The organism is Streptomyces sp. S.PB5, assembly GCF_030403745.1.
Lineage (GTDB): Bacteria > Actinomycetota > Actinomycetes > Streptomycetales > Streptomycetaceae > Streptomyces.
The window spans coordinates 307,264-320,465 of sequence record NZ_JAQMWP010000011.1; the positions used below are offsets into that span (position 1 = coordinate 307,264).

14 protein-coding genes are annotated in these 13,202 nt (G+C 72.4%); 5 read left to right on the forward strand and 9 right to left on the reverse strand.

The genetic code is table 11. The annotated features are described in order from the left end of the window. Positions 1–5: 5 nt before the first annotated feature. The 7 genes from PH203_RS29140 to PH203_RS29170 all read right to left on the reverse strand — a co-directional run bounded on the left by PH203_RS29140 (position 6) and on the right by PH203_RS29170 (position 6,572). A complete protein-coding gene (locus PH203_RS29140; RefSeq protein WP_289923592.1) occupies positions 6–887 on the reverse strand; it encodes a DUF6397 family protein in 882 nt (293 codons plus the stop codon). A 126-nt stretch (positions 888–1,013) separates the two neighbouring features. Beyond that, positions 1,014–1,427: a roadblock/LC7 domain-containing protein gene (locus PH203_RS29145; RefSeq protein ID WP_289923594.1), complete on the reverse strand. Its 414-nt coding sequence runs from the start codon at positions 1,425–1,427 to the stop codon at positions 1,014–1,016. Positions 1,428–1,581: 154 nt separating this feature from the next. Next, complete coding sequence (locus PH203_RS29150) at positions 1,582–2,187, reverse strand: ATP/GTP-binding protein (protein ID WP_289923596.1); 606 nt, start codon at positions 2,185–2,187, stop codon at positions 1,582–1,584. Between the two features lie 147 nt (positions 2,188–2,334). Further along, positions 2,335–2,748 (reverse strand): DUF742 domain-containing protein, encoded by a 414-nt coding sequence (locus tag PH203_RS29155; RefSeq protein WP_289923597.1) that lies wholly within the window; start codon positions 2,746–2,748, stop codon positions 2,335–2,337. A gap of 22 nt (positions 2,749–2,770) precedes the next feature. Next, the gene (locus PH203_RS29160; RefSeq protein ID WP_289923598.1) at positions 2,771–3,205 is read right to left on the reverse strand and encodes a roadblock/LC7 domain-containing protein; all 435 of its coding nucleotides are present in this window, start codon (positions 3,203–3,205) and stop codon (positions 2,771–2,773) included. Next, positions 3,202–5,742 (reverse strand): nitrate- and nitrite sensing domain-containing protein, encoded by a 2,541-nt coding sequence (locus PH203_RS29165; protein ID WP_289923600.1) that lies wholly within the window; start codon positions 5,740–5,742, stop codon positions 3,202–3,204. The genes PH203_RS29160 and PH203_RS29165 overlap by 4 nt, the downstream gene beginning before the upstream one ends. Before the next feature lie 53 nt (positions 5,743–5,795). Further along, entirely contained in the window at positions 5,796–6,572 is a 777-nt protein-coding gene (locus PH203_RS29170) for an MHYT domain-containing protein (RefSeq protein ID WP_289923601.1), read from the reverse strand. A 152-nt stretch (positions 6,573–6,724) separates the two neighbouring features. On the opposite strand from PH203_RS29170, the gene PH203_RS29175 reads away from it, so the two are divergent. Further along, complete coding sequence (locus PH203_RS29175; protein ID WP_289923602.1) at positions 6,725–7,324, forward strand: class I SAM-dependent methyltransferase; 600 nt, start codon at positions 6,725–6,727, stop codon at positions 7,322–7,324. 113 nt (positions 7,325–7,437) lie between these two features. Then, the gene (locus tag PH203_RS29180; RefSeq protein WP_289923603.1) at positions 7,438–7,701 is read left to right on the forward strand and encodes a GlsB/YeaQ/YmgE family stress response membrane protein; all 264 of its coding nucleotides are present in this window, start codon (positions 7,438–7,440) and stop codon (positions 7,699–7,701) included. Here PH203_RS29180 and PH203_RS29185 read toward each other — a convergent pair. Next, the gene (locus PH203_RS29185; RefSeq protein WP_289923604.1) at positions 7,690–8,592 is read right to left on the reverse strand and encodes a squalene/phytoene synthase family protein; all 903 of its coding nucleotides are present in this window, start codon (positions 8,590–8,592) and stop codon (positions 7,690–7,692) included. The two genes, PH203_RS29180 and PH203_RS29185, sit on opposite strands and share 12 nt — an antisense overlap. 116 nt (positions 8,593–8,708) lie before the next feature. After that, a complete protein-coding gene (locus PH203_RS29190; protein WP_289923606.1) occupies positions 8,709–10,112 on the reverse strand; it encodes an FAD-dependent monooxygenase in 1,404 nt (467 codons plus the stop codon). Between the two features lie 251 nt (positions 10,113–10,363). Here PH203_RS29190 and PH203_RS29195 point away from each other — a divergent pair, with 251 nt between their 5' ends. From PH203_RS29195 to PH203_RS29205, 3 genes are all read left to right on the forward strand, one after another. After that, positions 10,364–10,660 (forward strand): hypothetical protein, encoded by a 297-nt coding sequence (locus PH203_RS29195; protein ID WP_289923608.1) that lies wholly within the window; start codon positions 10,364–10,366, stop codon positions 10,658–10,660. Positions 10,661–10,796: 136 nt separating this feature from the next. Further along, complete coding sequence (locus PH203_RS29200) at positions 10,797–11,642, forward strand: hypothetical protein (protein ID WP_289923610.1); 846 nt, start codon at positions 10,797–10,799, stop codon at positions 11,640–11,642. A gap of 166 nt (positions 11,643–11,808) precedes the next feature. Beyond that, on the forward strand, positions 11,809–13,194 hold the full coding sequence (locus PH203_RS29205; protein ID WP_289923612.1) for a tannase/feruloyl esterase family alpha/beta hydrolase: 1,386 nt from the start codon (positions 11,809–11,811) through the stop codon (positions 13,192–13,194). Positions 13,195–13,202: the final 8 nt, after the last annotated feature.

Consider the following 13,202-nt stretch of genomic DNA (forward strand, 5'->3'; position numbering starts at 1 on the left):
ACAGGTCAGACGCTTCTGCGGCGCAGCCAGCCGAGCATGCCGCGGGCCGGTCGCTCCGGCGCGGGCGAAGCGGGCTCGGATGCGGGAGGGGCCTGTTCCGCTGCGGGCCGTGGCGCCGGGCGGAGCCTGCGGGCGTCCTCCAGTGTCCGGGCCAGGTCGGCCCACAGCCTGCTGATCTCGTCCGGGTCGTCGGCCGTCATGATCCTCTCGGTAAGGTGGGCGGCCGGGGAGCCCTGGGCGCTCTGGGACGGTGGGCCCGGCCGGAACCTCAGCAGGTGAGAGCGCTCGTAGGGGTCAGGGACGATTTCCGCGATCCGGGCCGGGTCGAGGAACGCGGAGAGGGCCCCGGCGCTCTCCCACGGCCCGTCGGCCACGCGCAGCAGGAACTTCCTGTGCCGCGCACGCCAGTTGCGTGCCCGCAGGTCCACCCCCGCGTCCAGCAGGTCACGCAGCCCCTCGGGGGTGCGACGGGCGTTCAACAGGGCGGAGTTGCCCTCGTCGGCCGCGACCTGCCGGAGTTCCTCCGCCAGATACAGCCAGACCACGGCCCGGTACCGGTTGAGATGGAAGCGCACCGGCGCCACCACACCCAGTCGCGCCAGCCGGGTGAACCTGCCGGAGGGCACGTTCATGACGGCCGCGCCCTCGCTGGTGCCCACCACCCGCACGCGTTCCAGGAGGGCCTCCCTGAAGCCCTCCTCGGTGCGCAGCCGGTTGATCTCGGAGCGGGTGACCCTGCGGCCCCCGCCTCCCTCGTCGGGGACCGTCTCGATGTGGCCGAGATGGACGGCCAGGTCGAACTCGCTTCGTTTCAGCCCGAGTTCCCGAGCCGCGCGGCTCGGTGCGTAGGACAGCTGGTGAGGCTTGGTGATGGTGCTGCCTGACATGGTGGTACTCCCCCGTGGAGTCGCTCGCTCACGCTGAGTGCGCTCGCCGTGAAAAAACCGTAGCCGGTCCGGCGGATCTCGCGGCGAGCCTGTGGATAACTCCTCGGGGGAGGGAGAAGCAGCAGGTCAGAGGTCTATGGCCGAACCCCGCTCGGGTTGCCGGACGTCCACGCCGAGGTGCTCGCCGACGCGATTGACCAGGAGCGTCATCTCGTAGGCGATCTGCCCGATGTCGGCCTCGGCGGCACTGAGCACGCACAGACAGCTGCCGGTGCCCGCCGCCGTGACGAAGAGCACCGCGTCATCGAACTCGATCATGGTCTGCCGTACTCTGCCCGCCCCGAAGTGGCGTCCCGTCCCCCTGGCCAGGCTGTGCAGCCCGGAGGCGACGGCGGCGAGGTGCTCGGCGTCCTCACGCCGCAGGCCCGTGCTGGCCCCCGCCACCAGGCCGTCGTTGGACAGGACCAGCGCGTGCCGCACATGGTCGACACGCTCGGTCAAGTCGTCCAGCAGCCAGCCGAGTCGTTGGTTCTGCGCCATGTTCCCGCTCTCCCCGTTTGACGTCTCCCCCTGGCCGGAGGATCTCCATCCACCCTTCCCGAGGACCGGGCGGTGGGCAAGGAGGACGGGCCATGGCGCGGAAGTTGGCCGAACCTTTGTACGGGGTCCGGGCCGGACCGCCGAGTCGCCGGGGTCAGCCCACCGAGTCGAGCAGCCGGGCGGTGTGCATCCGTCCCGCGTACTCCACGAGCCGGATCAGCACTTCCTTGCCCGAGTCGCGGTCCCGGGCGTCGCACAGCACGACCGGGGTTCCGCGGTCGAGATCGAGGGCGCGGGAGACGTCGCCGGCGCCGTAAGTGCGGGCGCCCGCAAAGCAGTTGACGGCCACGACGAACGGGATGTGCCGGTGCTCGAAGTAGTCGACCGCGGGGAAGCAGTCCTCCAGGCGCCGGGTGTCGGCGAGGACCACGGCACCGAGCGCGCCTTGCGACAGCTCGTCCCACAGGAACCAGAACCGGTCCTGTCCCGGGGTGCCGAAGAGGTAGAGGGAGAGGCCGGACCGGATGGTGATGCGGCCGAAATCCATCGCGACCGTGGTCGTGACCTTCTGGTCCACGCCGTCGGTGTCGTCGACCAGCTGCCCGGCCTCGCTGAGCAGTTCCTCGGTGCGCAGCGGCCTGATCTCACTGACCGCGCCCACCAGGGTGGTCTTGCCCACGCCGAACCCGCCGGCGACCAGTATCTTCAACGCCAGCGCGGTCTGCTCGCCGCCCTGGGCATCGGAAGTCTCGGAGACCATCGATCACTTCTCTCGGGAGTACCGGCAACGGTCGGCGATGCAGGTGTGCGAAGTCAGCATGATGACAACTGCGGCACCCCTTCGAGGGGTTGGACCACTATTAGCCCGTTGTGACCGACTCGCGCGTGTTCGGTTACGAAGTTTCATCTAGAGTGCCCGCAGCCCTTCGATGACCTCGCGCAGAATCCGTTCGTCAGGAAGCTGCGCGGGCGGTACCGGACGGCTGACGGTGACGCAGCCGAGTTCCAGGAGGTCGCCGAGGAGCACCCGGACCACACCGACGGGCAGATCGGCACCCGCGGCGAGTTCGGCGACCGACTGGGTCTCGACGCGGCACAGTTCGATCAGGGCCCGGTGTTCCGGCCCGAGCGCGGTGTCGTCGTCGGCGCCGGGCGCGGCCGCGTCCAGGGTGACCAGCGCGATCAGGTCGAAGCGCACCCCGGTGGGCCCGGGTTTGGTGCGTCCGCCCGTCATGGCGTACGGCCGCACCAGAGGCCCGGCCTCACCGTCGTACCACTGGCTGCCCGGCTCGCGCGGGGCGCCGGTCCTGTCCTCCGTCATGAGCGTGGACCGCCTTCTCGTCTCATCCGGCGGGCGGCCGCGCGGCGACGCGCGGTGCCGTGTACAGGTGCTCGCCGACGCGTTTGACCAGTCGTGCCATCTCGTAGGCCACCAGGCCGATGTCCGCGGTCACGGCGGTGAGGACGGCGAGGCAGGAGCCGTCGCCCGCGGCCGCCACGAACAGGAAGCCGTCGTCCATCTCCACCATCGTCTGGCGCACTCCGCCGGCGCCGAAGTGCCGGCCCGCGCCCTTGGCGAGGCTGTGGAAGCCGGAGGCGACCGCGGCCAGGTGTTCGGCGTCCTCGCGACGCAGATCGCTCGAGGAGCCCACGGCGAGACCGTCGTTGGACAGCACCACGGCGTGCCGTACCTCGCTGACGCGCAGCACCATGTCGTCCAGCAGCCAGTCGAGTTCACCCGACCGCTGGGCGGCCCTCATACCGGGGTCCTGGATCATGCGTGGTCTCCTTCGCTGCTGTCGCTGACCGCGGGGGAATCCGGGGTGGCACCGCGACCGGGCCGACGGCCGCCGCCGCGTGCCCAGCCGTCGCGATAGGCCGCCATCCGGTCCCGCACGAGCTCGGGGGTGCGCCGGTCCTCGCCGCGTGCGTCGTGCTGCGGTTGTGGTTCCTCGGTGCGTGGTTCGCGCAGTTGGGGGGCGAGGTTCGCCTGCCGGACACGGCGCGGGAGGTCGTCCGATTCCTCGGAGTCCTCCGGGGGCCGGTGCAGTCGCAAGGTGGCGACTCCGGGGGGCGGGGTGTCGGACCCGCTCTCCGCCCGTGCCGCCGCGGGGGCCTCCGCCCTGCTCTCCGCGGCGGCCGGCACCGGGGCCACCAGGGCGGGCCGGTCGGCGGACGCGTGGACGGACTCCTGCAGCCGCGCGGCGCCGGGCATGCGCGCGTACTCGCGTTCCTGGTCGACCGCCTTGCGGGGGGAACGTTCCTCCGCGCCGCTGTGCAGCAGGGCGGTGGGCAGCAGGACGACCGCGGTGGTGCCGCCGTAGGGCGAGGTCCTCAGATGGACCTTGATGCCGTGCCGGGCCGCGAGCCTGCTGACCACGAACAACCCGAGCCGGTCGCTGTCGAACAGGTCGAGCGCCTCGGACTGTTCGATGCGCCGGTTGGCCTCGGCGAGGGTCTCCTTGCCCATGCCGAGCCCCCGGTCCTCGACCTCCACGGCATAGCCGTTGCCGACGGGCTCGCCGGTGATGCGCACGCGCGTGTGCGGGGGTGAGAACTGCGCGGCGTTCTCGACGATCTCGGCCAGGAGGTGGGTGAGGTCGGCGACGGCTCCGCCGACGACGGACGCCTCGGGGAGCTGGCGCACCTCCACGCGCGCGTAGTCCTCGACCTCCGAGACGGCGGCGCGGACCACGTTGGTCAGGGAGACCGGCATGCGCCAGGCCCGGCCGGGTGCCGCTCCGGAGAGGATGATCAGGCTCTCCGCGTGGCGCCGCATACGGGTGGTGAGGTGGTCGAGCCGGAAGAGGTCGCTGAGCTCGCCCGGGTCCTCGGAGCGGCGCTCCATGCTGTCCAGGAGGCTCAGCTGGCGGTGGACCAGGACCTGGCTGCGGCGGGCGAGGTTGACGAAGACGCCGGAGATGCCGCTGGCGAGTTCGGCGCGTTCCACGGCGGCCCGGAGTGCGGCGCGGTGCACGGTGCCCAGGGCCTCGGCGACCTGTCCCGTCTCGTCCTCCGCGGGCGGTCCCGGCGGGGCCTCGGCCTGGACGTCGATCTCCTCCCCCGCGCGCAGCTTCCGCATGGCTTCGGGGAGTTTGCGCCGGGCGATCTCCAGAGCGCTGTTGCGCAGGCCCTCCAGTTCGACGACCAGGCCGCGTCCGATGCGTACGGAGATGACGAGGGAGGCGGCAACGGCGGCGAGGCCCAGCAGGACAGCGGCTCCGGCCGGGGTGAGCAGTCCGCGCGTGAACGGGTCGGCCCGGTCCGCGACGCCCCGTCCCGCGCCCTCCTCGATGGTCCGCATGGCGTCCTGCACACGTGCGTGCGCCTTGGTCCACGTCGCTTCGGGCGCCGCGCCGATCGCCGCCACGCCCGCGCGGCTCGCGAGGACCTTGTCCTCGACGGTGCCCACGTCGGCGAAGTCACTGCCGCCGGCGAGTTCCTGCCAGGCGGCGCGTTCGGGCCCGCGCAGGTCGGCGACGGCGGACTCGGTCAGGGCGCGGCGTGTGTCGACCGCGCCGGTGAACAGCCGCAGCCGCTCACCGTCCAGACGGCCGGCGAGTCGGGCACCGGCCAGCAGGACGTCCTCCTGGGCCAGCGCCTCGCTCGCGCGGGAGAACTCGAGCAGCACGCGCGCGTCGGAGCCGAGTTCGGCGTCCTGGATGCCGGTGAGGGCGCCGCCCACTCCGTAGGCGGTCGCGATGGTGCGTGTGTAGCGCCCGTACGTCTCGCCCCAGCCGGCCCTGCGGTCGAGCACCGCGGTCCGCAGGGAGCGCAGTTGCTCGGCTCCGGAGACGAAGGCCTCAAGTCGCTGGGCCACTCCGGCGGGCAGCTCCTCTGCGTCGGCGACGGTGTTGTCGTCGCCGAGGCGGAGCTCGGCCACTGCCTTGTCCGTGCGTTCCGCGAGAGTCTTGAGGTCGCCGCTTCGGCTGCCGGCAGGGTCGGTCGCATAGCGGACCGCGGCCGCGCGTTCCGCCTGGAGCGCCGCGACGGCGGCCGCGACGGGGGATCGGATCTCGGCGTCCACGCGCTGCAACTGCCGCAGCCTGGAGACGTCCTGAGCGGTGGTGACGGTGGCGTACGCCCACAGGGCCAGCAGCGAGACGACCGGCACCATCAGCAGGCAGACGATCTTGGCCCGTACGGTGCGCGGGCGTATCAGCCATCGCCCCGCGTGCGTGGGCGGCTCGTCGGGTACGGCGCCCACCGGCTCGTCCAGGCCCTCGTCGGCCGGTGGTCCGGCGTGTGCGCGGCGGCCGCGGGCGGGGGACGGCGCCTCGGCGCCGTTCGTGGGGGTCCTACGGGGTGTACGCATGGCCTCCTGCCTCGGCAGTGGTCGATGGGCGGGCCCGGCGGCCCGGCGGGCAGTCAGCGGGCGACGCTCTCGACGACCGGCCGCTGGGCCGAGGCGGACGCCTCGCGCTCCCCCGTCGTCGGCGACAGCGCGACGAAGGCGGAGGTCAGGAACAGATAGGACCCGAGGCCGACGGCGAGGGGGAAGATGAACTGCATCGCCGTGGCCCCGGGCAGGGCGGCGCCGGAGGGGCTGACGTGCACGCTCACCGAGAACATCCCGGTGTAGTGCATGCTGCTCACCGCGGCCCCCATGATCAGGGAGGCGACGGTGACGGCGACGGGCGACTTGATGTTGAGCGCGGCCCACAGAGCGGCCGTCGCCGCGACGACGGCGATCAGCACGGACAGTCCGACGAGGACGGGGTCGTAGTTCACCTCCCCGTGGAGGCGTACGGCGGCCATGCCCAGGTAGTGCATGCTCGCCACGCCGAGTCCGGTGGTGAGTCCGCCGAGGAAGAGCGCGCGGGCACGGTCCTTGCTGTAGCCGACGGCGAAGACTCCTGCGCAGACGACGATCATGGCGACGAGCAGGCTCGCGATGGTGAGCGGCACGTCGTAGCGGATGTCGGTGCCGCTGACGCTGAAGCCGAGCATGGCCACGAAGTGCATGGTCCAGATGCCGGTCCCGATCGCGGAGGCGGCGGTGATGAGCCAGTTGCGGCGTGAGCGTCCCGTGGCGCCGAGCGCGCGGACGGTGCAGCGCAGCCCGAGTGCGGCGCCGATGCAGGCCATCACGTATGACAGTGCGGGGGTCAGCCAGCCGAGGGCGGCGTGGTCCAGGTGTCCCATGGCTCCGGGACGCTAGTCGGGGCATGGGAGCACAAAGGGGGCGCATTTCGAAAGGTGTTGGAATATGGCGAAGAGATGTACCTGAACGATCGCCTCACGCTCGAACGAGTGCACAGCGACGTCATCCTTGACGGTGAGAGATCATGCGGAACATGAGCGACGACCACACACATGTCCAGGAGTTCTTCGGAGCCCGGGCCGCCGACTGGGACGCCCGCTTCCCCGACGACGGCCCCGCCTACGCCGCCGCGGTCGCCGGCCTCGGACTGCGTGAGGGGGACCGCGTGCTCGACGCCGGCTGCGGCACCGGCCGCGCCCTGCCGCCCCTGCGTGCGGCCGTGGGGCCCTCGGGAGTGGTCCTCGGGGCCGATCTGACCCCGGCCATGCTCCAGGCCGCCGTACGGGCCGGACGCGACCGGGACGGGCAGCTGCTGCTGGCCGACGTGGCCGCGCTGCCGCTGCGGGCGGAGTCGCTCGACGCCGTGTTCGGGGCGGGGCTGATCTCGCACCTGCCCGATCCGGCCGAGAACCTGCGGGAGTTGGCACGCGTGGTGCGTCCGGGCGGCGTGCTGGCGCTGTTCCACCCGATCGGCAGGGCGGCGCTCGCGGCACGGCAAGGTCGGCAGATCACCCCGGACGACCTGCGCGCGGAGCCCAACCTCCGGCCCCTGCTGGCCGGTTCCGGCTGGCGCATGACGTCGTACGTCGACGAGGACGCCCGCTTCCTGGCGCTGGCGGTGAAGGACGCCTGAGCCTTCGGGCCGACCTCACCGGCACCTCGTAAGGAGTGAAGGCCGTCGGGACTGAGGCTCTTTCGAACGGGCACTCGTATGTCACCAACGACCTGAGGGGTGGCAGACCGCTCATGGAGATCTCCGGCGTCATCAGCGCCATTGTCATCGGAATCGTGATCGGCGTGATCGGCCGGCTCGTCGTACCCGGCCGGCAACGCATCGGCGTCCTCTGGACGATCGCGATCGGCATCGTCGCCGCGTTCGTCGGCACCGGCATCGCCGCGGGCCTCGACGTGGCCGACACCGAGGGCGTCGACTGGGTCGAGTGGCTGATCCAGATCGCGCTCGCGGCCCTGGGTGTGGCGGCCGTCAGCAAGGTGAAGCTACGCCGTTGAGCGGCGCCTTTCGCGCAGCAGGACGGCAAGGGGCTTGCGGACGCCGTATCCGACGGTACGGCGGGTGACGGCGGACCCCGTGCGCTCGACCCGGGACAGTTGATGCTCCGCCAGTTCCAGCAGGGCCCGCTGCAGTGGCCGGAAACTCGGTGCGGTGCAGTCCAGCAGGGCCTGTGAGTCCGTCAGTGCCTGTCTCGTTCTGCGGCAGGTGTAGGCGACCAGCTCCCGTACGGCCGCGGTGTCCTCGCCCTGTTCCAGGGTGGCGCGGGTGACGCCGAAGCGGTCGAGGTGCTCCTGCGGCAGATACAGGCGTCCTTCGCCCAGGTCCTCGGTGAGGTCGGTGAGGAAGTCCAGCCGCTGCAGACCTTCGGCGAAGGAGCGGCAGCGCGAGCGGAAGACCTCGTCGCCGCCGCCCTCGTGCTGCAGGTCCTCGACCAGCATCAGGGCCGGCAGGGCGAGCGTGTCGACGTAGTGCTGGAAGTCGGCCTCGGTGGCGTGACCGGTGAAGTGCAGTTCCTCGTCGGTGGCCTTGAGGTAGGCGAGCACCCAGTGGTGGGGCAACTGCCGTACGGACACGGTGTGCAGGAAGGCCCGCAGGACCGGGTCCTCGGCGCGGCCGGACTCCAGCCCGGCACCGACCTGCTCGGACCAGGCCCGCCAGCGCGGCAGACGTTGCTCCAGGGGGCCCTGGTCGGCGAGGTCGTCGGTGCGGGCGAGGAAGGCGTAGGCGGCGATCAGGTGCGGCTGGAGCTGCGGGGCCACCAGCAGTCTCACCACGGCGTAGTGGGCGAGGACCCTGCGGGCGAAGACCCGGGCGGCGAAGGAGTAGTCGTCGCGCAGGGCACGTTCCTGCACACCGGCGGCCATCAGCCTGCGGTCCCGACTCGGCACGGGTCATCGCCCTTCCTGCCCCTATGGCGTGATGATCGGCGGCCGGCCTGTGCCGGTCCGGTACCGCGACGGCGGTCGGAGCGACCATAGCCTTCGCCGCCGGTGAATCGTCCTGTTCAGTCGCCCGGCCGCTCCGGTGTCGCCGGCGGCTCGGCAGGGGTGGGCCCGGGGCGGCTGAAGAGGACGGCGCGCATCACGGGCGGCGCGAACAAGGCGCTGACCGGCGCGGCGAGAGTCAGCACGGAGCGGAAGGCGCGCCCCACGACGGGGTCGCCGGGCGATCGCTCCGTGACCCGGCCCAGGTACCAGTCCGCGACGCGGTCCGCGGGCCCGCTGTCGACCGCGGTGCCGACCGCGCCGGGCATCTTGCGGTCCGCGCCGGCGGAAATGTCCCACGCCTGCCGGGATGCCGCCAGGAGGGCCTGCTGCACACGGCGCGTGGTGGGCGTCCTACGGGCGGCGAGTGCGTCGCGCAGGGCGACCGCGCTCATCGCGGCGACGGCCATGCCCTGCCCGTAGATCGGGTTGAACGTGCACAGCGCGTCGCCGGTGGCGAGGAATCCGGCCGGGCGGCGGCCGGGAAGGTCGTACCGGCGGCGGACGTTCGCGGTCCGCCGGTAGCCGAATGCCGGCGAGAGCGGTTCGGCGTCGTCCAGCCACCGGTCCAGGAGCGGATGCCCCAGCCGCTTGGTGTACCTCTCGAACTCGTCGTCCCCCGCGGGCGGTTCGTCGCCGCGCAGCCCCGAGACGATCACCAGATGGCTGCCGTCCTCCAGCGGCAGCGCACCGCCGGCGTGGACCTGTTCGGGGTTGGGATAGACGTAGTAGCCGAGGGTCTCGCCGTCCAGGACGCCCGCCTTGCCGCGGTAGACGCGGGAGGCGTAGGCGAGCCCGGTGTCGATGGTCTCCTCGGGCGGAGTGTCGGCGTCGATCGCCGCGAGCCACTGCGGTGCCTTGGTGCCGCTGCCGGAGGCGTCGACGACGAGATCGGCAGCCAGCGGCCGGGGCTCCGCGCCGGCACCGGCGGAACGCTCCCGCAGCAGCACGCCCCGGACCCGGGCCGCGTCGCCGAGCAGCCCGACGGCATCGGTCCCCTCGACCACGCTGATCACCGGATTGGCGAGAACCCGCCGCCGTACCAGCTCCTCCAGCTGTGCGCGGGAACCGGTGTAGATGTGTGTCGTCGCGGGCAGCCGGCGCAACCAGCGGCCGTTCTGCCACAGGACCATGTCCGAGGGCATGCCCACGCGCGGCGCTCCCGCCGCCCGCAGCTCGGCCAGGAAGCCCGGCAGCAGCGACTCCACCGCCGACTGCCCGCCGTGCAGCAGGACATGGGGATGCCGGCCCTGCGGTACCCCGGGCCGTGGCCCGGTGCCCTGCGGCAACCGGTCGCGCTCGACGACGGTCACCCGGTCGGCGTGTGCGGCCAGGACGTGCGCCGCGAGCAGCCCCGCGAGGCTTCCGCCGACGACGACCGCGTGCCGCCCGCCCCGACCGACCGTTCCCGCAACAGAGTTCACTGATCCACTCCCCCTGGTCAGCACATGGTGAAAGAGACAAGTATCCAGCCCGGTCGACCGGGCTGATCGTGTTCCGGCCTTCCGTGCGCCCCGACAGCGCACGCCGGCAGGGAGCGCGTGAAGCCCCACGGGCGGTGGTACGCCCCGCTTCACCGCCGCTTCCCCCTTCTGCAGCCGAAGCTCCAACCCTACGTTGAACAGGAGGAGATGACCGATCAGCCGGACAACCACGCAGGGGGAAGGTGGTCAGCATGTTGGGCAGGGTCCGCAAGTCCTTCGCCAGATTCGTCAACACCGTACGCGCCGATGAGAACGAGGGCCGGGACAGGCGCACGCACAACCTCTTCGAGGCCGCGGCCGCGTATGTCTCGGCCTGCGCGGAGGACGACCAGGACCGGATCGACGAGGCCGCCGGCTGGGTGTCGCCGGAGGCGTTGTCGTTCGGGGTGAACGAACTGGCGTGCCGGGCGGTCATCGCCCTGGCGCGGGAGCGCGACGAGTCGCCGCGCACCGTGGCCCGTGCCCTGCTGGGGCTGCCGGCTGCGTAACGGACGGGTCAAGCAGTGGTCGATTCGCCCCGTCCGGCCGGAAAACCGCTGCTCCCGGCGAGCCGGGCAGTCGTGACAACGGCCTTCCGGGCGCACTAGGGTGCGCGCCGTTGGACATACCGATGGGGAGGCTGGGATGGCCGGGACGGACGAGCAGACCGTCGCCGCCGAGGACGACGCGCTCTATGTGCTCACGGCGGTGCTGCTGACGCCGGCGAAGTTCCCGAGCGTGCTGGGCGACGACTATCCGGAGGCCTGTGCGGCGCTCGGCCTCGCGCCGCTCGCCGACGGGTACGGCCTGGTGATCGGCCAGGACGGCGACGGCTCGCGCTGGACGGTCGTCATCGACGACGTCTCGCTGGTCGCCGTCGCCATCGCCTCCTGGGACTGCGGCATGGAGTACGACCTCTCGCCCGACGAGCGCACGGTCGTCGCCGCCCTCCCGGGCTGGCCGCTCGCCGTCGCCGTCGCGGCTCCCGGCGTGCCCGCGCCGCACGACCCCGAGCCGGAGGAGGGGGACGGCCCCGTGCTGACGCCGCCGGACACCAGCACCTGGGGGCCGGCTCAGCGACGCCTGGGCGCCGACGAGATCGCCCTCCAGTGGGCGACCTGGCGGGAGCAGATCGACGACGCGGACTTCGCGACGCCGGACACGGACGGGACCGCCGCGCAGTCCGAGGGCGACGAGAAGGACGAGGCGGCCGCGCCCAGGGGGCACAGCGGTGTCCGGCGCGTCCTCGCCGAGGCCCGTGCGTACGTGGAGACACCGCCGCCCCTGGGCCGGGTGCGGTCGTCCTTCGCGTCCGGCGACGCCCGCACCCTGCGCGCCGACGGACCGGGCTGGTCGCTCGTGGCCAGGACCGACGACATCGCCTTCGTCCTGCTCGACGACGAACCGGGCGAGGTCCTTCCGGTCGGCCGCGGCCCGGAGCTGCCCGGTCTGCTGGAAGCGCTCGACAAGATGGCCGTACGACCCAGCTGAACCGGGGCAGCAACGGCCACTGCCGGGCGGGCCCAGCAGCAGTCGCGCTTTCCACCGGCACCCGTACCTCGACGTCATTCCATGTGGCCCCAACCCATGGATGAGGCGGTGAGGCCCTCGCACCATGAGGCAGCCCTCGACTCCCCGCCTTGTCCTGGAGGCCTTCATGCATGTGTCCCGAGGTGTTTCTTTCGTCGCCGCGACGATGGTGGCAGCGGCTCTCACCTGGTCACCTCCCGCCGCGGCCGTGTCGGACGAGCACTGCGCACGCCAGGACCGGCTCCGCGTGCCGGGCGCGGCCTTCCAGCAGAGCGTCTGTCTCCCGGACCTGACGACCGCCGGGCTCGCCGGGACCCCGTACACCGACATGGCCGACCAGGCGGGGCTGACCGCCAAGGCGACCCGCACACCGTCCGGGGTGCCCGGGGTGCAGATCGACGGCTACTTCCCGGACTCCTCCCGCTTCAACGCCACCCATGGCTGGCAGCACGACGCGCAGTTCGTGATCCGGCTGCCGGACCGCTGGAACGGCGGGCTGGTCGTCACGGGTGCGCCGGGCACCCGCCGGCAGTACGCGACGGACACGGCGATCTCCGACCGGGTGCTCGCACAGGGCTACGCGTACGCGGCGACCGACAAGGGCAACAGCGGTGCGGACTTCTACCGCGACGGCACCCGCCCCGGTGACGCGGTCGCCGAGTGGAACGCGCGCACCACCCAGCTCACGCGCGCGGCCGGGCGAGCGGTCGCCCAGCGCTACGGGCACAGTCCGCGGCGCACGTACATGACGGGCATCTCCAACGGCGGCTATCTGACGCGCTGGCAGCTGGAGAACCACCCGGAGCTGTACGACGGAGGCGTGGACTGGGAAGGCGCGCTGTGGACCGCGGACGGCCCGAATCTGCTCACCTCGCTGCCCGCGGCCGTGGCCCGCACAACCGGTTCGGCACGGGACGAGGACCTGTACGCGGTGGGCTTCGCGCGCGGCTCCGAGTTCCTGTGGCCGTACCACGAGAAGGCCTACTGGGGAGTGACGCAGAAGATCTACCGCGCCGAGTTCGACCCGGCCTACGACCCCTCCTGTCCCGGCCCGTCCGCCGGCACCACCCCGGAGCAGGTGCTGGCGCCCTGCGTCTCCGACGCGGCCTACGACTACGCGTCCCGCCCGGAGTCCGTCCACCGCGCCGTCGCCCGTGTGGCGCTCACCGGACGCGTCGGGCGACCGCTGATCACCCTGCACGGCGACCTGGACGCGCTGCTGCCGAAGGCGGCCGACTCGGATGTGTACGCGCGCATGGTCGACGCGAGCGGGCGGGGCCGGCTGCACCGCTACTACACGGTCGAGGGCGGCACACACGTCGACGGCCTGTACGACACCCATCCGGACCGGCTGCGCCCGATCCTGCCCTGCTACCGGTCGGCCTTCGACACGCTGGTGGCATGGGTGGAGCGGGGCACCCCGCCGCCCGCGGACCATGCCGTGAGCAGGCCCGCGAGCGGCGACGTGGTCGACTCCTGCGCCCTGGCCGACCGGGCCACCGCGGCCCGGTAGCCCGAGGC

What these genes read in the sequence shown, in the direction of transcription:
- PH203_RS29170 (WP_289923601.1), bottom strand. Translation starts at nt 6,572, where the DNA reads ATGGGACACCTGGACCACGCCGCCCTCGGCTGGCTGACCCCCGCACTG.
- PH203_RS29180 (WP_289923603.1), top strand. Translation starts at nt 7,438, where the DNA reads ATGGAGATCTCCGGCGTCATCAGCGCCATTGTCATCGGAATCGTGATC.
- PH203_RS29175 (WP_289923602.1), top strand. Translation starts at nt 6,725, where the DNA reads ATGAGCGACGACCACACACATGTCCAGGAGTTCTTCGGAGCCCGGGCC.
- PH203_RS29195 (WP_289923608.1), top strand. Translation starts at nt 10,364, where the DNA reads ATGTTGGGCAGGGTCCGCAAGTCCTTCGCCAGATTCGTCAACACCGTA.
- PH203_RS29155 (WP_289923597.1), bottom strand. Translation starts at nt 2,748, where the DNA reads ATGACGGAGGACAGGACCGGCGCCCCGCGCGAGCCGGGCAGCCAGTGG.
- PH203_RS29160 (WP_289923598.1), bottom strand. Translation starts at nt 3,205, where the DNA reads ATGATCCAGGACCCCGGTATGAGGGCCGCCCAGCGGTCGGGTGAACTC.
- PH203_RS29165 (WP_289923600.1), bottom strand. Translation starts at nt 5,742, where the DNA reads ATGCGTACACCCCGTAGGACCCCCACGAACGGCGCCGAGGCGCCGTCC.
- PH203_RS29140 (WP_289923592.1), bottom strand. Translation starts at nt 887, where the DNA reads ATGTCAGGCAGCACCATCACCAAGCCTCACCAGCTGTCCTACGCACCG.
- PH203_RS29145 (WP_289923594.1), bottom strand. Translation starts at nt 1,427, where the DNA reads ATGGCGCAGAACCAACGACTCGGCTGGCTGCTGGACGACTTGACCGAG.
- PH203_RS29150 (WP_289923596.1), bottom strand. Translation starts at nt 2,187, where the DNA reads ATGGTCTCCGAGACTTCCGATGCCCAGGGCGGCGAGCAGACCGCGCTG.
- PH203_RS29200 (WP_289923610.1), top strand. Translation starts at nt 10,797, where the DNA reads ATGGCCGGGACGGACGAGCAGACCGTCGCCGCCGAGGACGACGCGCTC.
- PH203_RS29205 (WP_289923612.1), top strand. Translation starts at nt 11,809, where the DNA reads ATGCATGTGTCCCGAGGTGTTTCTTTCGTCGCCGCGACGATGGTGGCA.